The sequence below is a fragment of the Janthinobacterium sp. GMG1 genome, assembly GCF_034427795.1.
GTDB lineage: Bacteria > Pseudomonadota > Gammaproteobacteria > Burkholderiales > Burkholderiaceae_D > Janthinobacterium.
Window position 1 is genome coordinate 173796 of sequence record NZ_JAXQNT010000004.1, and the last position, 26065, is coordinate 199860.

Genomic DNA, 26065 nt, shown 5'->3' on the forward strand with positions numbered 1-26065 from the left:
TGAGTATCTTTATCATCTCCGCGACACATAGAAAAGAGGACTGAATGGCGAGTAACAACGTAGCCCAATTTGCCACCGAACTGAAGATGCCTGCAGATTTGCTGCTGACGCAGCTGCGTTCTGCCGGCGTCGAGAAAAGTTCGACGTCAGATCCATTGTCGAAAGATGATAAGGACAAGCTTTTGGATCATCTGCGCCGCACACACGGCGCAGCGGCTGACACAGAAAAGAAAAAAATCACCGTGACCCGCAAGGAAACGACTGAAATCAAGCAAGCTGACGCAACCGGCAAATCGCGCACCATCCAGGTGGAAGTGCGCAAGAAACGCACTTTCGTTCAGCGTGACGAAGCTGCGCCGGTCGCAGCAGAACCGGTCGCGCCTGCCGCACCGGTGATCGATCCTGCCGACGTGGCGCGCCGTGAAGAAGAAGCCCGTAAACAGGCTGAACTGATCGCCCGCCAGGAAGCCGATCTGCGCGAAAAGCAAGAACGTCTGGCCAAGCTCGACGCGGAAAAAGAAGCCCAGGCGAAAGCCACGCAACAGGCTGAACTGGCTGCGAAGAAGGAAGCTGAAGCGGAAGCGAAGAAAGCCGCTGCCAAGGCTGCTGCCGCACCTGCCGCCAGCGCCGCTGCGCCTGTCGTTGACGACGCCGCCGCCGAAGCGAAAAAAGCTGCTGCCGCTGAAGAAGCGAAGAAGAAAGCGGCTGCCGCTGCTGTTGCCGCCAAGGAAGCCGCTGACAAAGCGGAAGCCACCGAGCGTGCACGCAAGGCCGTTGCCGACGAAGTCGCCCAGATCAAGGCCATGATGAATGCGCCACGCCGCGCCATCAAGGCACCGGAACCCGTACCGGTTCCCGTCAAGCCGAAGGCGCCGGAAGGCACCCTGCACAAGCCAGCTGACAAGAAACCTGGCGACAAGCCGGGCGACAAGAAGCCTGCTGTTGCAGACAAGAAATCCATCAAGTCGGCGAATGTGTCGTCCACCTGGTCCGATGACGCGAAAAAACGCGGCACCACCGGTGGTCCTAAGCCACGCGGCAACAGCGGCCCAGGCGGCCGTGACAGCTGGCGCGGTGGCGCGAAGGGCCGTCGCCCGACGCACCATGACGACCGTGAATCGAACTTCCAGGCTCCTACGGAAGCCGTCGTCAAAGACGTGCACGTACCGGAAACGATCACCGTGGCCGAATTGGCGCACAAAATGTCCGTCAAGGCATCCGAAGTCATCAAGCATTTGATGAAATTGGGCCAGATGTGCACGATCAACCAGGTGCTGGACCAGGAAACCGCCATGATTCTGGTGGAAGAAATGGGCCACAAGGCGTTCGCCGCCGAACTGGACGATCCGGAAGCGTTGCTGGCCGATGTGGGCGAACACGCGCACTTCGAAACCAAGCCACGCGCACCGGTGGTCACCGTCATGGGTCACGTCGATCACGGCAAGACCTCGTTGCTCGATTACATCCGTCGCGCCAAGGTTGCTTCCGGCGAAGCGGGCGGCATTACGCAGCATATCGGTGCTTACCACGTCGATACGCCACGCGGCATGATCACCTTCCTCGACACCCCGGGTCACGAAGCGTTTACCGCGATGCGTGCCCGTGGCGCCAAGGCAACCGACATCGTCATTCTGGTGGTTGCCGCCGACGATGGCGTGATGCCGCAAACGAAAGAAGCGATTGCCCATGCGAAAGCAGCCGGCGTACCGCTGGTAGTGGCGATCAACAAGGTCGACAAACCAGGCGGCAACGTTGACCGCGTGACGCAGGAACTGGTCGCCGAACAAGTCGTGCCGGAAGAATACGGTGGCGAATCGCCATTCGTGCCGGTCTCGGCCAAAACGGGTCAAGGTATCGACGACCTGCTGGAACAAGTGCTGTTGCAAGCCGAAGTGCTGGAACTGACGGCACCGGTCGATGCGCCTGCGCGCGGCCTGGTCGTCGAGGCACGTCTGGACAAGGGCCGTGGTCCTGTCGCGACGATCCTGGTGCAGTCCGGTACCTTGAAGCGCGGCGACGTGATTCTGGCGGGCTCTTCGTATGGCCGTGTTCGCGCCATGCTGGATGAGAACGGCAAATCCATCGCTGAAGCCGGTCCTTCGATTCCGGTCGAAATCCAGGGCTTGACGGAAGTGCCGGTTGCCGGTGAAGAAGTCGTCGTCATGGCTGACGAGCGCAAGGCGCGTGAAATCGGTCTGTTCCGTCAAGGTAAGTTCCGCGACGTGAAACTGGCGAAACAGCAAGCTGCGAAACTGGAAAACATGTTCGACCAGATGGCCGAAGGCGAAGTGAAAAACTTGCCGCTGATCATCAAAACCGACGTGCAAGGTTCGCAAGAAGCGCTGGTCGGTTCGTTGCAGAAACTGTCGACCTCCGAAGTGCGCGTACAAGTTGTTCACGCAGCCGTCGGCGGCATCACGGAATCGGACGTCAACCTGGCAGTCGCCTCGAAAGCGGTCATCATCGGCTTCAACGCCCGTGCTGATGCCCAGGCGCGCAAGCTGGCCGAGTCGAATGGCGTGGATATTCGCTACTACAACATCATTTACGATGCGATCGACGAGATCAAATCGGCGTTGTCGGGCATGTTGGCACCAGAGAAACGCGAAACCGTCATCGGCCAGGTCGAGATCCGCCAGGTTATCCTGGTCTCGAAAGTGGGCGCGATTGCCGGTTGCCTGGTCACCGATGGCGTGGTCAAGCGTGCTTCTTCCGTCCGCCTGTTGCGCAACAACATCGTGGTGTGGAGTGGCGAGATCGACTCCCTGAAACGCTTCAAGGACGATGCGAAAGAAGTTCGCGCCGGTCTGGAGTGCGGCCTGTCGCTGAAGAACTACAACGACATTCAGGTTGGCGACACCCTGGAAGTGTTCGAAGTCCAGGAAATCGCTCGTACCCTGTAATCACAGCAGTAATGGCGCGGACATATCGTTGTCCGCGCAAACACGTGGGGCGCATTGGTCAACGGGCAACCGTTTGACTCATGCGCCCTGCGGCACTTAGGACAGCATAAAATCATGGCTAAACATAGCAAAACCATGCCAGCGCGCGGCTTGCGCGTGGCCGACCAGATCCAACGCGATCTGGCTGAAATCGTCGCCTACGAATTGAAGGATCCACGCGTCGGCACGATGATCACCATCACCGAAGTGCAGATCACCCCCGATTACGCGCATGCCAAGGTGTTTTTCACGATGTTGAAAGACAGCAAGGAAGCCATCAAGAACACCACCGAAGGCCTGATGGCCGCATCTGGCTTCATCCGTGGCTTGCTGGGCAAGCGCCTGCACATCCACACCCTGCCGATGCTGCATTTCGTGCACGACAGCTCGACTTCGCGCGGCATGGAAATGTCGCTCCTGATCGACAAAGCCAACGCCACGCGCGCGGCTGACGCCGAGCCGGATGTCAAACCAGAAGCGGACGAGCAATAACAGTGGCGGGTCCGAAGAAACCGCCCGGCATCAAGCGGGTGCGCGACCTGGTCGACGGCGTCTTGCTGTTGGATAAGCCCGTGGGCTGGTCCAGCAATGACGCCCTGATCAAGGCCAAGCGCGTCCTGAACGCGAAAAAAGCGGGCCATACGGGCACGCTGGATCCGTTCGCCACGGGCTTGTTGCCGCTGTGCTTTGGCGAAGCGACGAAGTTCTCGCAGGACTTGCTGGAAGCCGATAAAACCTACGAAACCCTGGTACACCTGGGGCAGACGACGGATACGGGCGATACCGAGGGCGAAGTGCTGGAAACGCGCGATGTCAACGTCACGCAAGAGCAGATCGAAGCCGTGCTGGCGCAGTTCCGCGGGCCGATTTTGCAGACGCCGCCCATGTACTCGGCCTTGAAACGGGACGGCAAGCCCTTATATGAGTATGCAAGGGCAGGCATCACGCTGGAGCGCGAAGCGCGCCCGGTGACCATCCACAAGCTCGAGTTCCTCGGCTATGACGCCCCGTTCCTGAAATTGTCCGTGATGTGCAGCAAGGGCACTTATATCCGCGTGCTGGGCGAAGACATCGGCCATGCCCTTGGTTGCGGCGGCCATCTGAACGCCTTGCGCCGCACTCAGGTGGGCAACCTGACGCTGGACGGCGTCGTCACGCTCGATGAGTTGACGGCGCATGCCGCGCCGCTGAGCCTGCTGGCGCCCGTCGATGCATTATTGTCGAGTTTCCCCGCCGTCCAGCTGACGGAAGAATTGGCCAAGCGTTTCCTGCATGGCCAGCGCATCGCGCTGGGCAAGGAAGACGTTGCCGTGCCAGCCGAGCCGGGCAGGGTGCGCGTGTATCACGACAGCAAGCTGCTGGGCACGGGCCAGTTGCAGGAATACAGCATCCTGGCGCCGGAACGCTTGATTGCCACGGCGCATCAATAAGTCACAGCAACGTCATATTACCCAGCGACACTCGTTAAACAGTGTCGCTTTTTTAAACAAACCGTCCCCGACTGCGGGAGCCGCCAGCATTTTTAGATAGCGTTGCAACGCAACATGCTATACTACGCGGTTCCGGAAATAGATTAGCATTCGGGTATCTCGTACACCTTGTACGCACTCCGCAGTTTTTCAGTAACTACTACGACCATGTCAAATACAAAACGCGCAATTCGTAATATCGCCATTATCGCCCACGTTGACCACGGCAAAACCACGCTGGTGGATCAGCTGCTGCGCCAGTCCGGCACCTTCCGTGAAAACCAAGCGGTCGACACCCGAGTCATGGACTCGAACGACCTGGAAAAGGAGCGCGGCATTACGATTCTGTCGAAGAACTGCGCTGTTGAGTACGAAGGCACCCACATCAATATCGTCGACACCCCAGGCCACGCCGACTTCGGCGGCGAAGTGGAGCGTGTTCTGTCGATGGTGGACTCGGTTCTGCTGCTGGTCGATGCACAAGAAGGCCCGATGCCGCAAACCCGTTTCGTCACGCGCAAAGCGCTGGCACTGGGTCTGAAGCCTATCGTTATCGTCAACAAGGTCGACCGTCCAGGCGCGCGCCCGGACTGGGCCATCAACCAGACGTTCGAACTGTTCGACAAGCTGGGTGCGACCGACGAGCAACTGGATTTCCCTATCATTTACGCTTCGGGCCTGAACGGCTATGCCGGCCTGACCGAAGACGTGCGCAGCGGCGACATGAAGCCAATGTTTGACGCCATCCTGGAACACGTTCCAGTACGCGACGACAATCCTGAAGGCCCGCTGCAAATGCAGATCACCTCGCTGGACTACTCGTCGTACGTCGGCAAGATCGGCATTGGCCGCGTCAACCGCGGTACCGTCAAAGTTGGTCAAGACGTGCTGGTCATCAATGGTCCAGGCGCCACGCCTATCAAAGGCCGCATCAACCAGGTGCTGAACTTCAAGGGCCTGGAGCGCGTGCTGGTTGACGAAGCTGTTGCCGGCGACATCTGCCTGATCAACGGTATCGACGAAATCGGCATCGGTTCGACCCTGTGCGCAGTCGATACCCCGGACCCGCTGCCGATGCTGACCGTCGACGAGCCGACCCTGACCATGAACTTCATGGTCAACAACTCGCCACTGGCTGGCCGCGAAGGCAAGTTCGTTACCTCGCGCCAACTGCGTGACCGTCTGGACCGCGAACTGAAAGCCAACGTTGCTCTGCGCGTTTCGCCAACCGACGACGACACGATCTTTGAAGTGTCGGGCCGCGGCGAGCTGCACCTGACGATTCTGATCGAAAACATGCGTCGCGAAGGCTTCGAGCTGGCCGTATCGCGTCCACGCGTGGTCTTCAAAATGGTCGATGGCGTGCGCCACGAGCCGTTTGAAAACCTGTCGGTTGACGTTGAAGAAGTCAACCAGGGCGGCGTCATGGAAGAACTGGGCCGTCGTCGTGGCGACCTGCAAAACATGGAATCGGATGGCAAGGGCCGCGTGCGTCTCGAGTACCTGATCCCGGCGCGTGGCCTGATCGGCTTCCAGGGCGAATTCATGACCCTGACCCGCGGCACCGGCTTGATGAGCCACGTATTCCATGAATACGCGCCAGTCGACAACACCCGTGGCGAAATGGCTGGCCGTCGTAACGGCGTGCTGATCTCGCAAGATGACGGCGCCGCTGTTGCCTACGCGATCTGGAAACTGCAAGACCGCGGCCGCATGTTCGTGTCGCACAATGACCCAGTCTACGAAGGCATGGTCATCGGTATCCACTCGCGCGACAACGACCTGGTCGTCAACCCGATCAAGGGCAAGCAGCTGACCAACGTGCGTTCGTCGGGTACCGACGAAGCGGTGCGCCTGGTACCACCAATTCAGATGTCGCTGGAATACGCAGTCGAATTCATCGAGGACGACGAACTGGTGGAGATCACGCCTAAATCGATCCGTCTGCGCAAGCGCTTCCTGAAAGAGCACGAGCGTAAAAAAGCGTCGCGTGATGCGTAATCTGTTGTAGCGCATGGCCTGCGGGCCATGCCACGCTCAAGCCCGTTGCTCCGCCTTTCCTTCACCGGTGAGGCGCGCAGCGGGTTTGTCATTTGCAGCTCCTGTTTTTTGTAGACACCATGACTTCCTCTTCTTTGCCTTCCCGCCGCCTGTCCGTCGCCCCGATGATGGACTGGACCGACCGCCATTGCCGCAAGTTCCACCGCGAAATCACGCGCCATACCTGGCTCTACACCGAGATGGTGACGACGGGCGCGCTGGTCTACGGCGACGTGGAGCGCCATTTGCGCTTCAACGAGGAAGAGCATCCGGTGGCGCTGCAGCTGGGCGGCAGCGATCCGAAGGATCTGGCCACCAGCGCCAAGCTGGGCCAGCAGTGGGGCTACGACGAGGTCAACCTCAATTGCGGTTGCCCCTCCGAGCGCGTGCAAAAGGGTGCATTCGGCGCCTGCCTGATGGCCGAGCCGCAGCTGGTGGCCGACTGCGTGAAAGCCATGCGCGACGTGGTCGACATCGACGTCACAGTGAAACACCGCATCGGCATCGATGACAGCGAATCGTATGACTTCGTGCGCGATTTCGTCGGCACCGTGGCCGACGCCGGCTGCAAGACGTTTATCGTGCATGCGCGCAATGCCATCCTGAAAGGCCTGAGCCCGAAGGAAAACCGCGAAGTGCCGCCCCTGAAGTATGACTATGCCTACCGCTTGAAGCGTGATTTTCCGCAATTCGAGTTCATTATCAACGGCGGCATCAAGACGCTGGATGAAATCGACCTGCACCTGCAGCACCTCGATGGCGTCATGCTGGGCCGCGAGGCGTACCACAACCCGTATGTGATGGCGCAGTTCGACCAGCGCTATTACGGCGACGACACGCCTGTCAAAACGCGCGATCAGGTGCTCGAAGCGATGATTCCGTACATCAGCGCGCAGCTGGAGAAGGAAGCGGGGCGCTTGAAACTGAACAGCGTCACGCGCCACATGCTGGGCCTGATGCAAAACCTGCCCGGCGCGCGCGGCTTCCGCCAGACCTTGTCCGATTCCAAGAAGCTGGCGTCGGGTGATCCGCGCCTGCTGCTGGAAGCGGCGGCGCGCTTGTCGCTGCCTGCCTGATGCGCGGCGACGTCCACGTCCATGCACAGCAGTTGCATGGCTACCTGCAGGCCGTCACAGCATTGAAGGATGATGGCAGCCTGTTTCTGTGCGAGTATCTGGGGCCCGTCGCGCCGCAGGCATCGCTCGACGCGCTGTGCCGCACGCTGAAGCTGCAGCCGGATGGCATGCGCCTGCAGCCGATCGAGAGCATGGACTGCAGCGGCGCCTTGTGCACGCCGCGCCAGTGGCTGCTCGAGCGCCTGCTGCCGATGAGCGAGGCGGACCGCGAGCCGCTCGACGCCCGTTTATATGATGGTTTCGAGGCCGAACTGGCCGAAATGTTCGGTAGCGAGCCGCACTGGTATCAATTGGTGTCATCGAGTCAGGGCAGCCTGGCTGGTCGATTGGGTGCCATCTGGAGCATCTTTGTCTTCGGCACAGACGGCCACGCCTATGTGATGCGTTGCAGCTGGGACCGCTAATCCAACTTGTCTATACCGGTGCCCTTGCGCATTGGTATTGTCCGCACTACCCCCTCCTCTGAGTACCTCTCCAAAAACGATGCAATATGGCTACGCCATGTGTTGTAAATGCGCTGTTTCGGCGCACGCCCGCACTGTCGTGGGGCATTTCTATGGGGCAAGAAACGGCGTTGTTGCCATTTCCCCGAAGAAAGTTAATCAGCCATTTATTCAAGTACTTATTGCTTGCTTTGAGGCAAAATTTACACCTATAATTGATTATAGACAAATATTTCTCATATGAATGTTTGATGTTGATCTCGCATCATCGGTGTCAAAAATTCAGTATGTGGAACAAATTTGCATTCGCAGTCACTGGCGTTTTCAGGGCTGTTGTAGATCAGGAAGTATCCCAGGCTGCGTGCGGCCGGAGACCGCCAGCATACCAATGGGTAAGGGCGGATGCCGGTGTTGCGCAGCCTTCGTCTTGTCGTGCCGGGCAAAAATCCTTATCAATAGTTTCATTTACGAAGAGCCGAAATGAATTTAGCAAAAATGAAGGTTGGTACCCGCCTGGGCCTGGGTTTCGCCCTGGTACTGGTTCTGCTGGTGGCCGTGACCGTCCTCGGCATCGCGCGCATGGCGCAAATCCAGGAACGTCTCGATCACGTGATCAATGTCAACAACGTCGTCACCCGCCTGGTGATCGACATGCGTGGCAACGTCAGCGACCGCATCACCTCGCTGCGCATTCTGACCCTGATGACTGACGCGGGCGATATGGAACCTGAAATGGCGCGTATCAAGACGCAGACCAGTACCTATCAGGAAACGCAGAAGAAGCTCGAAGAGAAATTCGCCGTCGAGTCGACTCCTGAAGAAAAAGCCCTGCTGACCTCGATCAAGGAATACGAAGCGGCCGCCATGCCAGCCATCGCCAAGGCGTCCGCGCTGTGGATGGCCAACGATGCGGAAGGCGCCACGCGCGTGATGATCAAGGAAATCCGCCCGGTACAGAAAAAATGGATGGAAGCGCTGGAGCAACTGGCCGTGCTGGAAGACAAGCTTAACGAGCAGATGCAATCGGACGCCCGCAAGGCCTTCGACAGCGCGCGCCTGTTCATGATCATCCTCGGCGTACTGGCCGTGGCGATGGGCGTGGCGGCGGCACTGGTGATTACCCGCGGCTTGCTGAAACAGCTGGGCGGCGAGCCTGACTACACGGCATCGATCGCCGGCAGCATCGCCAATGGCGACCTGTCGATCGGCATCCACACGCAGCCTTCCGATACGTCCAGCCTGCTGGCGGAAATGAAGGAAATGCGCAACAGCCTGGTGGGCATCGTCGGCCAGGTGCGTGTCGGTACGGAAACCATCGGCACGGCCTCGCGCGAAATTGCCGACGGCAATATCGACCTGTCGTCGCGCACGGAAATGCAGGCCAGCGCGCTGGAAAAAACGGCGTCGGCCATGGAAGAGCTGACCTCGACCGTGAAACAGAATGCGGACAATGCGCGTGAAGCCAACAAGCTGGCCGCCACCGCTTCGGACGTGGCCCTGAAGGGCGGCTCCGTGGTGTCGCAAGTGGTTGACACCATGAGCTCGATCAATGAATCGGCGAAGAAGATTGTCGACATCATCGGCGTGATCGATGGCATCGCCTTCCAGACCAACATCCTGGCGCTGAACGCAGCTGTGGAAGCGGCACGTGCCGGCGAACAAGGCCGCGGCTTTGCCGTGGTGGCGTCGGAAGTGCGCAATCTGGCCCAGCGCTCCGCTGGCGCGGCGAAAGAAATCAAGATCCTCATCGACGATTCGGCCGAGAAGACGGAACGCGGTACGCGTCTGGTCGGCCAGGCTGGCGTGACGATGGGCGAAGTGGTCGACAGCGTGCGCCGCGTCACCGACATCATGAGCGAGATTGCCAGTGCCAGCCAGGAACAAAGTGCCGGCATCGAACAGGTCAACCTGTCGATCATCGAGATGGATGGCATGACGCAGCAAAATGCGGCCCTGGTCGAACAGGCAGCCGCCGCGGCGCAAAGCTTGCAGGACCAGGCGGCCGAACTGGCCCACGTGGTCAGCATCTTCAAACTGGTCGAAGGCGAAGAGAAGCCGGCGGCGTATGTGCCGGCCCCTGTTGCCGCCGCACCCGTTGCCGTGCGCAAGCCGGCACCGGCATTGCGTCCGGTCAAGTCGCTGACACGCAAGACCGAAGCGGCCGCTCCAGTGGCGGCTGCAGCGCCACGCAAGGCGGCAGGCGCCGGCAGCAATGACGAGTGGGAAGAGTTTTAAGCGCGGCCAACAGCGCACAGGAAGTTGTAATTACCGTATCTGATAATCATGGGGAAGCACATGTTTGAGAATAAGCGTTTGATGAGTGTTGCAGCAGCCTTGCTGGTGTCCGTTTCTTCCGCCGCCTTCGCGGCCGAGGTACCGGCATCGTTCGATGCCAAGAACTGCAAGGCCGACTATCCGAAAGCCTCGCTGATGAACGAAGAGCAGGGCACCGTGTCGATGTCCTTCCTGGTCAATGCCGATGGTAGCGTTGCCGATTCGAAAGTCGACAAGAGCAGCGGCTTCAAGAACCTGGACAAGGCCGCCATCAAGGCCCTGTCCGCATGCAAGTTCAAGCCGGGCACGAAGGATGGCGCCGCGGCGCAAACCTGGACCAAAGTCGATTACGCCTGGAAGCTGGACTGATCCACGTATCGCCGGGAGCCTGGCTCCCGGCATGGCCGACTCCGCTACGGGCGGCGCCTGCAAGGGTGCCGCCCGTACTGTTATGTGCGCCAGCCAACGGCACTGTCGCCGCCGATTCTGTTACCCTCGAAACATACCTTCGGGATCTCCCATTACAAGAGGCCTACCATGCAGCGCATCCTGACACTTTCCTTCCTGGCCGCCAGCGGCTTGCTGCTTTCCGCCTGCGCCTCGCTGGGCACGCCCGTGGGCTTGCAGGCGGGGCAGACAGTGGCCGTCGTGAATAGCCTGAGCTGGGACAATCCCCTGACGGGTAAGCGCGATGGCGTGCGCACCAGCTGGCCGATCAAGGATGGCAAGATTGCTCCTGAATATTTTCCGCTGGCGCAGCTGAAGCAATGCGAAGCGGGCGGCAAGCCTTGCGCCTGGGGCGTGATGCGGGCACAGCGCGGCGCGCCCACGCTGAGCTATGCGGACGGCGGCATCGATCTGGCCGTGAGCGTGGCCATTGACGTGGCGCGGCGGCAGGATGCACGCCAGGGAGAAACGCAAACGGCGATGGCGATTCCGCAGGATGTGGCCGCGCTGGCTGGCCGGCAACAGGTGCAATCCAGCTGGAAATTGAAGTATGGAAAGGTCGAGCAGGTCGAGCTCGATTACGGCGTGCGCTACCAGGTGTGCGTGCAGCGCTACGATGCGGCCGGCAAGGCCATCGATACCTGCGCGGTTCCGTTTATTTGAAGAAACATGCCATGCGGGCCGTTTGTGGCGGCCTTGCGACATTTCATGTTGCAGCGTGCGTCGGCGTGTAACAATCGGTAAAAGCACAGCAAAGCACCGCGTAATTTCTTATAGTACTTAATTAAGGTAGTACACATTAGGAGAATTGCGATGAAAACCCTGTTGGCAGTAATCTCGCTGGCCGCCCTGGGTGGCTGCGTCGTGGCGCCCCCCGGTCCTGCGTATTACGGTTCGCGCGCGCCGCAGGGAGCCTACAATCCATACGACTGGCATACGGTCTCGTCCGAGCCGGTGCAGTCGAGCCGCGTGATGAGCGCACCGCGCGTGGAATACACGAATGAACCCGTCTACGTGCAGCAGCCCGTGTATGTGCCGGCGCCCGTCTACGCGCCGCAACCGTATTATTACAATCCGCCCGTATCGATCGGGCTGGACTTCATGTTCGGCTTTGGGCGCTACGGTGGACACCGCGGCGGTTGGGGCGGGCATGGCCGTTACCACGGCCGCCGCTAGTATATTGTGCTTGCGTGCAGGACAAAGCCGGACAAGCGTTGCTTGCCCGGCTTTGTCATTTTACTAGTGGAAATAGACCGAACCCTGGTGCAGTACGTCCGCCGAGCACAGGATATACATCGCCGCCGCTGCCAGACCTATTTGCAAGGCGCCAAAGCTGATCGGGATGAGGCGGGACATGTCGTACTCCTGAGTGGTGTGAAATGTGGTCAGGCTTTCATCATAGGATGAGTTGATGCCTTTGGGCATCGGATGAATGTCCGCCACCGTGTAGGACAACACCTCGTGCCTGGCGCCCCGCCTCGCTCTGCGCCGCTTAGCGGTTTTTCCAGCGCACGACAGGCTCTTCCGGCGCTGTATCCGGCACGTTCGAGATCGCCAGCCAGTGCGTCAGGCGTTCCGGATGCTTGAGGTTGATGCCCATGCCATCGATGATGCCGATTTGTTCCAGCATGCGCGCATCGATTTTCGCCTTCGACACCGTGGGCGCGCCCATGACCATGCGGTCATACGCCTTGCGCGCCTTGTGTTCCCATTTGTACAGATTGCTTTCGTCGAAGCGGTTCGCTTCGAAATACACGGTCAGGGTGCCATCGAGGTTGCCGAAGCCGACAATGCCCGCGCCCTTGCGGATGGTGGTGGTGTTGTTGATGTCAAATTCCGCCGTGGGCACGAAAATGCCGGCGCGGCCGTCGACGTCGGGACGTCCCACGGGCGTTTCCTTGCCGTAGGAACTCGTTTCGGTAATGGTTTTTTCTGCGGACATGGTGCATGTGGTGGCCATGCCGGGAGCGCAATCGGGCCCGGCAGCGCCAGTCATCCTGTTCAAAAAATGCGTGCTGATGATCAGGGCGGGGTAGGGGCCCTGGCGGAGCGATGCTTGGCATTGCTTGATACCCCGCTATTGTAGCGTCAATTTAATTCTTCTTGGCAACATTTCCTGAAAATTATGCTCCCGTTTTGGCCGTGAAAAAAGCCGCCCGGCCATGGCGGCGGGGCGGCTGATGCGCGATGCTAGGTCAGGCTCAGGCGGCGTTCTTGCGGCGCGCCACGAAACCCAGCAAACCCAGGCCCAGCAGCATCATGGCGTAGGTTTCCGGTTCCGGCACGGCAGCCATCACCGAGACATTATCCAGGTAGGAACCATAGGTCGGCGCGGAGACGGGGCCGATCGATTCGAAGCGCAGCAGGCTCGACGAGCCGAGCGCCGTCACGTTCTGGCTGTAAGTTTGCCACACGCCGGTGGTGGTGCCGACCAGGGCCGTTGGCGTCAGCAGGGTCGAACCCCAGTAGACGTTCATCAGGCTGCTCGCGCCGCCTGGCGTATTCGGGCGGCCCGAGTAGGCGAACGACAGTGCATACGTGCCGCCGGCCGTGGTGGCGATCGATTGCGAGACGGAGGTCAGGCGCTCGGCATTGAGTTCCAGGTATTGCGTGCCAGCAGCGGCGACGGGGTTGAAACCGCTCTGGCCGCCTTGCGTGGCACCCTTCTGGATTTCAAAGGCCGTGTTGCCGCTGACGGACGAGGTCCAGCCCGTTACGGCGCTCAATTGCGCGAACGGCGTGCTGATGGCGTTGCTTTCGAAGCTGCCGTTGATGACCAGTTCGGTCGCGGCATTGGCGGCGCCGGCAGTGATCAGGGAGGTGAGTGCGGCGATCTTGAAGAAGGTGGCAGGCATGTTCATGTAAGGTCCGTTTTCTTATCTAATGATTAATTTAATTTCCTAAATGATATTAAAGAATATCACTAAAACTCACCGGAAGTAGAAGTTTTTCGCTAAAAATTTTGTAATTGTGAAATCATTTGTGTTTAAAATGAAAATAATTTCCGCTGTGAACTAATTGCGCGGCCTTCCACGGGGGCGCGGCCATGCTTCTGCTTGCATCACAGCATCTTTGTGACATCAGGGGCGAAAAAAAACCTGCATCGAAAACACAACGGTGCAGGTTTTTACAGGGGGCGCGCACCAGGCGCGCTGCCGGATCAGAATGCCAGGCGGCCCTGCAGGTAGACCATGCGCGGCGCGCCCACCAGCTTGCCCAGATTGCCGTCCGAGGTGCGCGTGAAGTAGCGCTTGTCGGCGAGGTTGTTGACGCCGGCGACCAGTTCCAGGCCGTTCTGGCCCGGTACTTTCCATTTCACTTGCGTGTTCCAGGTACGGAAGCCGGGAATCACGCCCAGGCTGCCTGCCGCGTTTTCCGCCACAGTGTTGGCTTCATCGGCGAACTGGCGGCTCTGGTGGCTGCTCGACAGGTCGAAGCCCCAGGCGCCCAGCTGGTAGTGGGCGCCGACGGTGTCCGTGGTGCGCGAATAGAAGGGCACGTCATTGCCCGCGTTCACACCATCCTGCAAGGTCGCCTTGGTGTAGGTGTAGGTGGCGTAGGCATTCAAGCCGGCCAGCGGGCCGGACTGGTCGAAGTGGTAATCGATGGCCGATTCCAGGCCCCGGTGGTGCGTGGCACCCACGTTGTAGAAGACGACGTTTTCGCCGCTGCCGACGGACTGGATCTGGTTGTCGAACTTGATGTTGAACAAGGTCGCCTCGGCCGACAACTGGCCGCTCTTCCAGCGCGCGCCCAGCTCGGCCGTCTTGGCCAGTTCCGGCTGCAGCGGGTTCTTGCTCGATTGCGCATTGAGCTGCGTATTTTGCACGGCGCCAAACGAGCTGTTGTAGTTGCCGAACAGGGTTACATTATTGTTGAGCAAGTAGGCCACGTTCAGCGAGGGCAGGGCCTTGTTGTTGAGCAACTCGATCTTTTGGTCGGTCGGCAAGTGGTTGAAGCGCACCGTCTTGATGTGTTCGTAGCGCACGCCCGGCGTGATGCGCCACGCGTCGATGGCGATCTTGTCATCGATATACACGGCTTGCGCATCGGTCGAATTGTCGGCGAAGCGCGTCGGCGCCTGCTGCACGCCGCTGGCGATGACGACGTTGTAGATGCTTTCATCGGCCCGTTCGACCAGGTAGCGGTAGCCGACGGTGACGTCCTGCGATACCTTGCCCGTGATGAAGCGCTGCGTGTAGCGCGGCTCGATGGCCGTCGTTTCATAGTTGCGCGGCTGGCGGCCCAGGCCCGTGCGGCCGGCGTTGATCAGGGTGCTTTCGCGCGAACTCTTGTTGTAATAGGCGCGCACCTCGAATTCCTGCGTGCTGGACAGGGCGTTCAGGTAGCCGATGTCGAAGGCCTTGCGCTCGCCGCTCCAGAAGTCTGTCGGGCGCGTGTTCTGGAACGGGTCCTGCTTGTATTGCGCGGCGGTCAGGCCGCCCGGCGTGCGCGACGTCACGTCGTAGTAGGACAGCTTGGCGTACACCTCGGCCGTCGGGCTCAGGTCGTAGCGGAATTTGAGGGCGAAGTCGTTGACCTTTTCATCGCTGCCCACGCGCCAGTCGCTGCCGCGAATGCCCGAGTACAGCACCGCCAGGCCCAGGCCGCTATCGAGCTGGGTGCCGGCAAAGACGCTGGCCTGCGTGTTGTGGCCCACTTCGCTGTACGAGTTGTAGCGCACGGTGGCGTCGCCCGTGATGCCTGCCGTGGTGGGCACGCGGCGCGTCTTGAAGTTGATGATGCCGCCCACGTTTTGCGGACCGAAGCGCACGGCGCCGCCGCCGCGCACCACGTCGACCGTCTCGACATTGGCCAGGCTGACGGGCGCGAACGACAGTTGCGGCTGGCCATATGGCGCCACCGACATCGGGATGCCATCGAGCAACACCGTGCTGCGCGGCGAATAGCGTCCGGCCAGGCCGCGCACGCCGATATTCAGGGAGATGGCGCTGCCGGCGCTGCCCGAGTTGTCGCTGATCTGCACGCCGGGAATGCGGCGCATCACGTCGCTGAGGCTGGTCGCGCCCGAGTTCTCGATGTCGTCCTTTTGCACTACCGTGCGCGCGCCGGCAAAATTTTTCGTGCTGGCGGCCATGCTGGTGCCCAGCAGGTTGCTGCTGACCTGGATGGATTCCAGGATGGGACCTGCGTTATCGGCAGTATTGGCTTGCTGTGCCTGCGCGGCGATGGGTGCGTTCAGGCAGGCGAGGGCGATGGCCAGCGCGCACGGGCGCAGCGAAAAGGGCAATGTGAAATGTGTGGCAGCCATGCATGGATCTCCGTAATGATAATGTTTGCGCGGGCAATCGGGCGGCGCGACAACATCGTGGCGTGGACATCCAGCGCAAGGGGATGGTAATGATAATGATTCTCATTTTATCCGTCAATTGCGCAAACTGCGTAGGGCCGGCTTTCGCCGAGAGAGAGCGGGGAAGTGTTGCTGGCGCGGTACAGCGGGCGGCTTCGATTGCTGCTAGGCACCATTGCTCGGGTGCGGCGGCATTGCGCGCGCTTCTTGTATACTCGCGTTTTTGCAGCCGTCAGATGTGAACGTACAATGAGCCAGACAACTGAAACGACACCAGGCAATCCCCCCGTGGAACGCCGCCAGGGCGACAAGCCAGTCACTGCGGCGCGCAAGCTCAACTTGCTGGTGGTCGACGACAACCAGGAAGTGGGCGAATCGCTGGCCATGCTGCTCGAAGCGCTGGGCCACCACGCCGTGGTGGTGCGCAACTGGCAGATGGCCGTCGAGCAAGTCAAGCTGTGCGTGCCCGACGCCGTCTACCTCGACATCGAAATGCCCGGCATCAGCGGCATCGAAATCGGCCGCCGCCTGCACCACCATCCCGAAACGGCCAACGCCGTGCTGATCGCCGTCACCGGCCACAGCCTGCCCATGTACATGGACGACGCGCTGGCCGTAGGCTTCCGCCACTTCCTCGTCAAGCCCGTGCGGCTGGAAGACCTGGCGACGACGGTGCAGTCGGTGCTGGCGGGGTAGGTTTTCCGCTGCCCTGGCTGATGGGTGGTCAGATGTTCAGTGCTGCGGCGCGGAACTGCAAGCCGAGTGCATGCGTCACCTTCAAAATGGTGTCGAAGCTTGGATTGCCTTCGCCGGACAAGGCCTTGTACAAGCTTTCCCGTCCCAGTCCGGTATCTTTGGCTAGCTGCGTCATGCCGCGCACCTTGGCAATGTTGCCGAGCGCTTTGGCGATGAAGGATGCGTCGTCGCCGGCTTCTTCCAGGCAAGCTTCAAAGTAGGCGACGATATCCTCTTCGGTTTTGAGGTGCTGCGCGCTATCCCACTTGCTGAGTTTTTGTACCATCAGACCTCCTGGAGTGTCTGCGCGAGCCGCTGCGCCGTTTTGATATCTTTCGCTTGCGTTGATTTGTCGCCGCCAGCGAGCAGGATGATTATTTCCATACCACGCTGGGTGAAATAAACGCGGTAACCGGGACCACAATCAATTCGCATTTCCGAAACGCCGCCACCGACAGGTTTGCAATCGCCAAAGTTGCCATCTTCGGCGCGATCAATGCGGGCCAGGATGCGGAAAAAAGCTTTCCGATCCTTCAGCTCGCTGAACCAGGCATCGAACGTGGCTGTGGTATGGATGCTTTTCACGCATACAAGTGTATTCTTTGGGATACGATAAATCAAGCGTATGCATCAAGTTTCATTGTTGTGCACCGACCAGTTTCGTTCGCTGATGCATTCGCCTGTCATGTGGCGGAAGGGGGAGGGCTGATGTTGCCTCATGCATCTGCGCGGGAATGAAAAAAGGGTTACAAGCCGAAGCATGTAACCCTATTTATTTACTGCTAATTCTGTGGGGTGGCTGATGGGGCTCGAACCCACGACAACAGGAATCACAATCCTGGACTCTACCAACTGAGCTACAGCCACCACTGTCTTACTTGCCTGTTTAGCTGTTTTGCTGAACAGGTGCCGAATTATACAAAGAACTCGGCAAAGTGGCAAATCTAAATGCAGTCTTTTTTAAAGAATCGAAAGATTGCATGAAAACGGTCGCTTTTGCTCACGCCGCTTACACGGACAGGTGTTCGACAGGCGGCTGCAAGTCCAGCAAGCCGGCGAAGGCTTGCGCCAGGGAGTCGACTTTGGCCGTCGTGTAGCCCTGCAGTCGTGGCACGTCATTGTTGATGCGGCGCAAGCCGGCCGCGTCGAGCAGACGGGCCAGCTGGCGTGCCACGGCTTCCCCGGTGTCAACCAGGGTGATGGGTTCTTGCGTATGCGCGCGTACCGTGCGTTCGATGGCGTCCTGCACGAAGGGGTAGTGGGTGCAGCCGAGCACCAGGGTGTCGACGCCTTGCGCCAGCATGGGGGCGATGTAGCGTTCCAGCATGGCGCTGGTGGCGTCCAGCGGGTCGTGGCCCAGCTCGCACTGTTCGATGCGGTCGGCCAGGCCGATGCAGGGCTGCAAGATGAACGTGGCGCCCGTGGCGGCGCTCACCTGTTCGCGCAGGGCCAGCAGCTTGTCGCCGCGCAAGGCGCGTTCCGTGGCCAGCACGGCGATCTTGCCATTGCGGCTGATGCTTGCCGCCGGTTTCAGGCCCGGTTCGACGCCGACGATGGGCAAGTCGGGATAGCGCGCGCGCAGCGCCTTGATGGCGGCGATGGTGGCCGTGTTGCACGCCACCACCAGTGCCTTCGCGCCTTGCTGCAATAAAAAGGCGGTGATCGCCAGCGAACGGTCGACCACTTGCTGTTCCGTCTTGTCGCCATACGGCGCATGGGCGGAATCGGCAAAGTAAATCAGGTCTTCCTGCGGCAGCTGCGCGCGGATATGGCGCAGCACCGAGAGGCCACCCACGCCGGAGTCAAAAATGCCGATGGGCGCGTCTGGGCGGGCTGTGCTTGCAGTAAAAGTCATAGGGAACCGTTGAAGATAAAAAAACGCCGCGCTGATGTTGCCGCGCGGCGTCCATGGTAGAGCTTGTTTAAGCAACCGTCACGGGAATCTTGCTGACGCTATTGAGTTGCTCGATCTTCGCCTGCCACTCTTTCGGACCCGTGTTGTGCACCGAAGTGCCTTTCGCATCCACGGCCACCGTCACCGGCATGTCGACCACGTCGAATTCGTAGATCGCTTCCATGCCCATGTCGGCAAAGCCCAGCACCTTGGCGTGTTTGATGGCTTTTGACACCAGGTAGGCGGCGCCGCCGACAGCCATCAGGTAGGCCGACTGGTGCTTCTGGATCGATTCGATGGCGACCGGGCCGCGCTCGGCCTTGCCGATCATGGCGATCAGACCCGTTTTTTCCAGCATCATGTCGGTGAATTTATCCATGCGCGTGGCGGTCGTCGGACCGGCCGGGCCGACGGCTTCGTCGCGCACCGGGTCGACCGGGCCGACGTAGTAGATCACGCGGTTCTTGAAATCGACCGGCAATTCTTCGCCCTTGGCCAGCATGTCCTGGATGCGCTTGTGCGCTGCGTCGCGGCCCGTCAGCATCTTGCCGTTCAACAGCAAGGTCTGCCCCGGCGTCCACGAAGCGACTTCTTCTTTCGTCAGGGTATTCAGGTCGACGCGCTTGGATTTTTCCGTGTCCGGCGTCCAGTGCACTTCCGGCCACGACGACAGCGATGGCGGCGTCATGTAGGCAGGGCCCGAGCCGTCGAGCACGAAGTGGCCGTGGCGCGTGGCGGCGCAGTTCGGGATCATGGCGACAGGCTTCGACGCGGCGTGCGTCGGGTGCATCATGATTTTCACGTCGAGCACGGTCGTCAGGCCACCCAGGCCTTGCGCGCCGATGCCCAGCGAGTTGATCTTGTCGCACAGCTCGATACGCAATTCTTCCAGCTTGTTCTGCGGGCCGCGTTGTTTCAGCTCAAACATGTCGATGTCTTCCATCAACACTTCCTTGGCCATCAGCATGGCTTTCTCGGCCGTGCCGCCGATGCCGATACCCAGCATGCCAGGCGGGCACCAGCCGGCGCCCATGGTTGGCACGGTTTTCATGACCCAGTCCACCAGCGAATCGGACGGATTCATCATGATCATCTTGGATTTGTTTTCCGAGCCGCCGCCCTTGGCTGCCACTTTCACGTCGACGGTATTGCCTTCGACCAATTCCATGTGCACGACGGCTGGCGTGTTGTCCTTGGTGTTCTTGCGGTCGAAATGCGGGTCGGCCACGATGGAGGCGCGCAGCTTGTTGTCGTCGAAGTTGTATGCGCGGCGCACGCCTTCGTTGACGGCGTCGGTGACGGTGCCGCTGAAGCCCTCGAAGCGCACGCCCATGCCGATTTTCAGGAAGACGTTGACGATACCCGTGTCCTGGCAGATAGGACGCTTGCCTTCCGCGCACATGCGCGAGTTGGTCAGGATTTGCGCGATCGCATCTTTTGCCGCCGGGCTTTGCTCGGCCGCGTAAGCGCGCGCCAGGTGCTCGATGTAATCAGCAGGGTGGTAGTAGCTAATGTACTGCAACGCTGCGGCGACGGATTCGATCAGGTCTTCTTGCTTTATGACAGTCATGGTGTTCTCGCGGTGGATAAGAAGGGTAAGACTTTGATGCTGTTTGCTGTTACTAATCAGTATAGGAGCGCCAGAACTTAGTGAGGCGCCCTGGCTTGGTTCTGCGTCACCGTCATGATGCGGTCGGTGTACGCAATGGCCATGGCCGAAATGATGAAGACCATGTGGATTACCGTTTGCGCAATGATCACTTCCATCTTGTAGGAATTGGCATTGATAAATGTCTTCAACAGGTGGATGGACGAGATGCCGATGATGGCCATCGCCAGTTTCGTCTTCAGCACGGACGCATTGACGTGCGACAACCATTCCGGCTGGTCTGGGTGGTCATCGAGGTGCATGCGCGAAACGAAGGTTTCGTAGCCGCCAATAATGACCATGATCAGCAGGTTCGAAATCATCACCACGTCGATCAGGCCTAATACCACCAGCATGATGGTCGCTTCGTTCAGCTTGGTCGGCAGGGCGCTGCCCGGCACGGCAACGGCCGTCAGCACGTGCTGCAGGGCTGCATCATTGCCGAACACGGCGCCGATCAGGTCGGACAATTCCACCCAGAAATGGAAGACATACACGCATTGTGCGAGGATCAGGCCCAGGTACAGCGGCAACTGCAGCCAGCGCGACATGAAGATGAAGGAGGACAGCGGGTGCAGCTTGGTATGTTTGGATGACGGTGGTAGGTGGTCGATCATGTGGGGTTTCCTGGGGGAGTAAATACCAATTTTTGGTATGCCCGACATTTTACACTTGCTGCTGATTACTGCGCATGGCCTTGCTTCTGATTATTAGGTTTGATGAAACACGAAGTGGTATTGAACCTTCGGTGCAGCGTGCATTTTCCCAGTGAAAATACTGTACGGCGTCCCCTTGACTCCTGTTGCCGAAGGCGCTTATGGTTAGCCTTGATAGGGGTAAATCGCTGCATAAACGCGACATGTAAGGCGTCCGTAAGACATGGGGCCTATCGTGTTAGCAAACAATTACTACACTGGAGACAAGCATGAGCGCTACAGAAAACCAAGGGCAGGGCACGGAACAGCAGGGACCAGGAGAGTCGCGCGTATTTGACCCATCGGCAGCGTTTGCCGCACAGGCAACGATTTCCGGCATGGACGCCTACCGCGCCATGGTGGCCGACGCCGAACGCGACTACGAAGGCTTCTGGGCCAAGCTGGCGCGCGAAAACCTGAGCTGGAAAAAGCCGTTCACCCGCACCCTGAACGAAGACAACGCGCCATTCTACAAATGGTTCGAAGACGGCCAGCTGAACGTGTCGTACAACTGCCTGGACCGCAATATCGAAAATGGCCTGGGCGACAAGACGGCCATCATCTTCGAAGCGGACGACGGCACCGTTACCAAGGCAACATATAAAGAGCTGCACGAAAAAGTCTGCAAGTTTGCCAATGGCCTGAAGGCCAAGGGCATCGCCAAGGGCGACCGCGTGATCATCTATATGTCGATGTCCGTCGAAGGCGTTGCCGCAATGCAAGCCTGCGCGCGCATCGGCGCCACGCACTCCGTCGTGTTCGGCGGCTTCTCGGCGAAATCGCTGCAGGAACGCATCATCGACGCGGGCGCCGTGGCCGTCATCACGGGCGACGAACAATTGCGCGGTGGCAAGAAGCTGCCATTGAAATCCATCGTCGACGAAGCGTTGGCGCTGGGCGGTTGCGACTGCGTGAAAAACGTCATCGTCTACAAACGCACGGGCAGCGACTTGCCGATGGTGGCCGGCCGCGACACATGGCTGCACGACCTGGTCGAAGGCCAGTCGGCGCAATGCGAGCCGGAATGGGTCGATGCCGAGCATCCATTGTTTATCTTGTACACCTCGGGTTCGACGGGCACGCCGAAGGGCGTGCAGCATTCGAGCGGCGGCTACCTGCTGTGGGCCGCGCTGACGATGAAGTGGAGCTTCGACATCAAGCCGGACGACGTATTCTGGTGCACGGCCGACATCGGCTGGGTGACGGGCCACAGCTACATCGCGTATGGCCCGATGGCCGTGGGCGCCACGCAAGTGGTGTTCGAAGGCATCCCGACCTATCCGAACGCGGGCCGTTTCTGGGAAACCATCAAGAAGCACAACGTCAGCATCTTCTACACGGCGCCGACGGCCATCCGTTCGCTGATCAAGGCCGCTGACGTGGACCCGAAAGTCCATCCAAGCAACTACGACCTGACCAGCTTGCGCCTGCTGGGCACGGTCGGCGAGCCGATCAATCCAGAAGCGTGGATGTGGTACTACAAAAACATCGGCGGCGAGAAATGCCCGATCGTCGACACCTTCTGGCAAACGGAAACGGGCGGTCACATGATCACCCCATTGCCAGGCGCCACGCCGATGGTGCCAGGTTCCTGCACCCTGCCATTGCCGGGCATCATGGCCGCCATCGTCGACGAAGCGGGCCAGGACGTGCCGAACGGCCAGGGCGGCATTCTGGTGGTGAAACGCCCATGGCCATCGATGATCCGCACGATCTGGAACAACCCCGAGCGTTTCAAGTCCAGCTATTTCCCGGAAGAACTGGGCGGCAAGATGTACCTGGCAGGCGACGGCGCCATCCGCAACAAGGACACGGGCTACTTCACGATCACGGGCCGCATCGATGACGTGCTGAACGTGTCGGGCCACCGCATGGGCACGATGGAAATCGAATCGGCCCTGGTGGCCAACCCGCTGGTGGCCGAGGCGGCCGTGGTGGGCCGTCCGGACGACACGACCGGCGAATCGATCTGCGCCTTTGTGGTGCTGAAGCAAGCGCGTCCGACCGGCGAGGAAGCCAAGAAGCTGGCGCTGGAGCTGCGCAACTGGGTCGGCAAGGAAATTGGCCCGATCGCGAAACCGAAGGAAATCCGTTTCGGTGACAACCTGCCAAAAACCCGCTCCGGCAAAATCATGCGCCGCCTGCTGCGCGTGCTGGCCAAGGGCGAGACGATCACGCAAGACGTATCGACCCTGGAAAACCCGGCCATCCTGGATCAGTTGAAGGAAGCGTCGTAATAGAGCTGCCAGCCCCTGCGGAAGGGGAGTGCGCGCCACCGGGGCGCATCCTTCCGCCGGGCCGGGCCAAACTTTTACCCCTGGGTAAATAACTTTGGCAGTCCGTGGATTCTTTGCTATAATCTGCGGCTTCGCGACAAGCGATATGCAGTACACAATGTGAGCAAGCAAGACGCGCGCATTGCCTTCAGGAGAGATGGCTGAGCGGCTGAAGGCGCACGCCTGGAAAGCGTGTATAGGGTAATACTCTATCGGGGGTTCGAATCCCCCTCTCTCCGCCACGGATAGTAATTAAGTAAGATCAGGACGTCTCAGGAAGTCCCTCAAAAACCGCTTAGAGCCTTGATTCTAAGCGGTTTTTTCGTTTTTCGGCGTCTCGAAATGTGCCAAGACGTTTCAGTACGTCTAACTTTTTTGAGGGAAGGCGTCGGGCCGCATTCCCCCATCCTTGACTACCATTCCCGCATAACTGTCCTATAGTGGTTTCAGACGCATTTGCGAAGGAGGCCACCATGGCAAAGCTCATCGTACCGCTGTCCGAACTTCAGGTCAAAAACGCCAAACCAAAGGATAAACCATACAAGCTATCCGACGGCGGCGGCCTGTTCGTAGAAGTCATGCCGAGCGGGTCTCGCATCTGGCGCTGGAAGTTTCGCCAGGCCAACGGCAAGGAGAACGCACTGACGTTTGGTCCTTATCCGGAAATTACGTTGCAGGATGCGCGTGAAAAGCGCTTGGCAGCGCGGCGCCTGGTGCTGCAAGGGATCGACCCGGCCAAGCATCGCGACGACGCCAAACGACTGTTGAAAGAGCGCGCCGCCAACACATTTGAAAAGATTGCCCGCGAGTGGCACGCCAACAAGGTGCCGACCTGGAGCGAGCGCACCGCCAAGAACGTCCTGCAACGGCTGGAGGCAGATATCTTCCCGGCCATCGGCCGCAGGCCCATCGATGAACTCAAGCACCTCGATGTAATCGCTGCACTGCGCAAGATCGAGGAGCGCGGCGCAAGCGAAATCGCCCATCGCCAGAAAGCGGTATGTGCGTCAATTTTCAGCTACGCGATTCAATGCGGATTCACAGAGAGTAATCTGGTCACCGATATGAAGGATGTGTTGAAGACCGTCCGCGCCGGACACTTCGCCGCCATCAATGCCGACGAACTGCCGCAGTTTCTCACCATTCTGGACCGCAACGAAGCACGCATGTTCGCGCCGACCCGCATTGCGCTGCGTCTGATGCTGCTGTGCTTTGTGCGCACCAGCGAGTTGATCGAGACGCCCTGGAGTGAAATCGACCTGGAGCGCGGCGAGTGGATCATTCCATGGCAGCGCATGAAGCGCGGCAAGCTGACCGTCAATCCGGATATGACCAACCATCACGTTTGCCTGTCGCGCCAGGCGCTGGAGCTGCTGCGCGAACTGCACGCGATTACGGGCCGCAGCAAGTACCTGTTCCCGAATCAGCGCGACCACGAAAAACCGATCAGCAATAACACGATACTGGTGGCGCTTGGACGCATGGGATACAAGGGCAAGATGACCGGTCACGGCTTCCGGGCGCTGGCCATGAGCACCATCAAGGAGCGCCTGGGCTACCGGCATGAAGTCGTGGACCGGCAACTTGCACATGCGCCGAAGGACAAGGTGGCCAGCGCCTATGACCGCGCCCAGTTCCTGGCGGAACGGCGCCGGATGATGCAGGATTGGGCCGACTATATCGATGCCGTCAGCGGCAAGGGAGCGCCGCCGCAGACGCCCAGATTAACGCTGGTCAGCGGCGAATTCAGCCGGGATGGCGGAACAGGAGGGCACCATGTCTGAGTATGTATTGCGCCTCACGGATGCGCTTATCAAGCAAGCCGCCCCCAAGGAAAAATTGCATAAACTAGCAATTTGAGCCTTTGTCCGGGCTGCAACGCTACCGGTCAATGCCAGTAACACCAGCCCAGTCCGCGCCGGTCGCAAATCTGTGTACTACGAAAAGCGCACTTGACGAAACGAACCGCTTGCAAACGTCAATATCAGGCATAGAATGAAGCTCTCTTATGTGGGAATCGCTCCCACGAGGGCATGCTTCGAGCATGTCCCTATGCTTAGCGGCATAGGCGTTGCGGTCGTTACCCGCCACCATGATACATAGCAGTTTCTGCTAGATATATCGCCGGGCCATGCAGAAGCATGCACATCTCGGCACGATAAAGCGCTGCCTTCAGCGCCTACATATCCCACAATCCGCAAGACGGATTGCCTGGATGATTGCGCCCGGTGGGCGCTTCTTCAAACAGGAGCAAGACTCCTGCCCCGATTGGTTCGCATACCCCGCGAGGTAGCGCACCCTATGAAGCACAGCATGGCTTTGCCGCAAGCCGCACCGTCAGCAGAAATGCCAGCGATGCGATGCCATCGCGGCCGCCGCCAGCGCATGTGCTTCAGAGCCGCCAGTATCGTCACCGCGAGTGCGATGCTGGCATGTATGCCGTCACATGCCATGGCTACGTGCGCGCGTCGTTACTGGCGGCGTGCTGCCAGTGACGACGCGCCGCCGACGGCATAGGCCCAGGCGGCAAGCACAGAGCGTCCGCGTGACGGTGCTCAGTGACGAGGCCAGATGCCTCTTCATCGCAGGCTAGCCTTGCGATTTCCTTTGCCCGCTACGGGCTGATTAGTAGAAGTTGATCCGTGCACGATGTGCACTCCATGGACCCTGGGTGATTGGTCCCCGCTGCGGCAGCTTCCCCCGGGAGCGCGCAGCGGTGCCACACGCGCATGCGGCGCGGGCAGGCAGTAACAGC

General features: G+C 59.7%; 21 protein-coding genes and 2 tRNA genes. 14 read left to right on the forward strand and 9 right to left on the reverse strand.

All coding sequences use genetic code 11. The features are described 5' to 3' along the window. Positions 1–44 precede the first annotated feature (44 nt). From infB to SJI03_RS12645, 10 genes are all read left to right on the forward strand, one after another. The gene (infB, locus tag SJI03_RS12600) at positions 45–2903 is read left to right on the forward strand and encodes a translation initiation factor IF-2 (protein WP_034760145.1); all 2859 of its coding nucleotides are present in this window, start codon (positions 45–47) and stop codon (positions 2901–2903) included. Positions 2904–3017: 114 nt separating this feature from the next. Next, a complete protein-coding gene (gene rbfA, locus SJI03_RS12605) occupies positions 3018–3434 on the forward strand; it encodes a 30S ribosome-binding factor RbfA (RefSeq protein WP_035825200.1) in 417 nt (138 codons plus the stop codon). Positions 3435–3436: 2 nt separating this feature from the next. Then, entirely contained in the window at positions 3437–4372 is a 936-nt protein-coding gene (gene truB, locus SJI03_RS12610) for a tRNA pseudouridine(55) synthase TruB (RefSeq protein ID WP_322427411.1), read from the forward strand. 207 nt (positions 4373–4579) lie between these two features. After that, positions 4580–6412: a translational GTPase TypA gene (gene typA / locus SJI03_RS12615; RefSeq protein WP_035825203.1), complete on the forward strand. Its 1833-nt coding sequence runs from the start codon at positions 4580–4582 to the stop codon at positions 6410–6412. 119 nt (positions 6413–6531) lie between these two features. Then, positions 6532–7527, forward strand: coding sequence for a tRNA dihydrouridine(20/20a) synthase DusA (dusA, locus tag SJI03_RS12620; RefSeq protein ID WP_322427412.1), 996 nt, complete (start codon positions 6532–6534; stop codon positions 7525–7527). Next, entirely contained in the window at positions 7527–7991 is a 465-nt protein-coding gene (locus SJI03_RS12625; RefSeq protein ID WP_322427413.1) for a hypothetical protein, read from the forward strand. The genes dusA and SJI03_RS12625 overlap by 1 nt, the downstream gene beginning before the upstream one ends. Before the next feature lie 534 nt (positions 7992–8525). Beyond that, positions 8526–10265 (forward strand): methyl-accepting chemotaxis protein, encoded by a 1740-nt coding sequence (locus tag SJI03_RS12630; RefSeq protein WP_416208748.1) that lies wholly within the window; start codon positions 8526–8528, stop codon positions 10263–10265. A gap of 60 nt (positions 10266–10325) precedes the next feature. Beyond that, positions 10326–10673: an energy transducer TonB gene (locus SJI03_RS12635; protein ID WP_233516259.1), complete on the forward strand. Its 348-nt coding sequence runs from the start codon at positions 10326–10328 to the stop codon at positions 10671–10673. 168 nt (positions 10674–10841) lie between these two features. After that, positions 10842–11414, forward strand: coding sequence for a hypothetical protein (locus SJI03_RS12640; RefSeq protein ID WP_322427415.1), 573 nt, complete (start codon positions 10842–10844; stop codon positions 11412–11414). 150 nt (positions 11415–11564) lie between these two features. Continuing rightward, a complete protein-coding gene (locus SJI03_RS12645) occupies positions 11565–11927 on the forward strand; it encodes a hypothetical protein (protein ID WP_322427416.1) in 363 nt (120 codons plus the stop codon). 316 nt (positions 11928–12243) lie between these two features. Here the strand turns inward: SJI03_RS12645 and SJI03_RS12650 are convergent, their stop codons facing one another. From SJI03_RS12650 to SJI03_RS12660, 3 genes are all read right to left on the reverse strand, one after another. Next, positions 12244–12693: a hypothetical protein gene (locus SJI03_RS12650; RefSeq protein WP_322427417.1), complete on the reverse strand. Its 450-nt coding sequence runs from the start codon at positions 12691–12693 to the stop codon at positions 12244–12246. Between the two features lie 259 nt (positions 12694–12952). Then, positions 12953–13612, reverse strand: coding sequence for an FxDxF family PEP-CTERM protein (locus SJI03_RS12655; RefSeq protein ID WP_099379544.1), 660 nt, complete (start codon positions 13610–13612; stop codon positions 12953–12955). A gap of 299 nt (positions 13613–13911) precedes the next feature. Then, positions 13912–16023 (reverse strand): TonB-dependent siderophore receptor, encoded by a 2112-nt coding sequence (locus tag SJI03_RS12660; protein ID WP_322427418.1) that lies wholly within the window; start codon positions 16021–16023, stop codon positions 13912–13914. Positions 16024–16311: 288 nt separating this feature from the next. Between SJI03_RS12660 and SJI03_RS12665 the strand changes: the two genes are divergently transcribed. Continuing rightward, the gene (locus SJI03_RS12665; protein WP_099379542.1) at positions 16312–16758 is read left to right on the forward strand and encodes a response regulator; all 447 of its coding nucleotides are present in this window, start codon (positions 16312–16314) and stop codon (positions 16756–16758) included. A gap of 28 nt (positions 16759–16786) precedes the next feature. Here the strand turns inward: SJI03_RS12665 and SJI03_RS12670 are convergent, their stop codons facing one another. The 6 genes from SJI03_RS12670 to SJI03_RS12695 form a co-directional block, all read right to left on the reverse strand. Further along, positions 16787–17083, reverse strand: coding sequence for an addiction module antidote protein (locus SJI03_RS12670; protein ID WP_322427419.1), 297 nt, complete (start codon positions 17081–17083; stop codon positions 16787–16789). Then, complete coding sequence (locus SJI03_RS12675) at positions 17083–17382, reverse strand: type II toxin-antitoxin system RelE/ParE family toxin (protein ID WP_322427420.1); 300 nt, start codon at positions 17380–17382, stop codon at positions 17083–17085. The genes SJI03_RS12670 and SJI03_RS12675 overlap by 1 nt, the downstream gene beginning before the upstream one ends. Before the next feature lie 206 nt (positions 17383–17588). Continuing rightward, positions 17589–17664 (reverse strand) — tRNA-His (locus tag SJI03_RS12680). A 142-nt stretch (positions 17665–17806) separates the two neighbouring features. Beyond that, entirely contained in the window at positions 17807–18652 is an 846-nt protein-coding gene (murI, locus tag SJI03_RS12685) for a glutamate racemase (RefSeq protein ID WP_322427421.1), read from the reverse strand. 67 nt (positions 18653–18719) lie between these two features. Beyond that, complete coding sequence (locus SJI03_RS12690; protein WP_086144995.1) at positions 18720–20261, reverse strand: fumarate hydratase; 1542 nt, start codon at positions 20259–20261, stop codon at positions 18720–18722. Between the two features lie 77 nt (positions 20262–20338). Beyond that, a complete protein-coding gene (locus SJI03_RS12695) occupies positions 20339–20956 on the reverse strand; it encodes a YqhA family protein (protein WP_035825234.1) in 618 nt (205 codons plus the stop codon). A 308-nt stretch (positions 20957–21264) separates the two neighbouring features. Here SJI03_RS12695 and acs point away from each other — a divergent pair, with 308 nt between their 5' ends. The 3 genes from acs (at position 21265) to SJI03_RS12710 (ending at position 25094) form a co-directional block, all read left to right on the forward strand. After that, positions 21265–23271 (forward strand): acetate--CoA ligase, encoded by a 2007-nt coding sequence (gene acs / locus SJI03_RS12700; RefSeq protein ID WP_322427422.1) that lies wholly within the window; start codon positions 21265–21267, stop codon positions 23269–23271. Between the two features lie 190 nt (positions 23272–23461). Further along, positions 23462–23552 (forward strand) — tRNA-Ser (locus SJI03_RS12705). Positions 23553–23783: 231 nt separating this feature from the next. Next, complete coding sequence (locus SJI03_RS12710) at positions 23784–25094, forward strand: tyrosine-type recombinase/integrase (protein ID WP_099379538.1); 1311 nt, start codon at positions 23784–23786, stop codon at positions 25092–25094. The last annotated feature ends 971 nt before the right edge of the window (positions 25095–26065 follow it).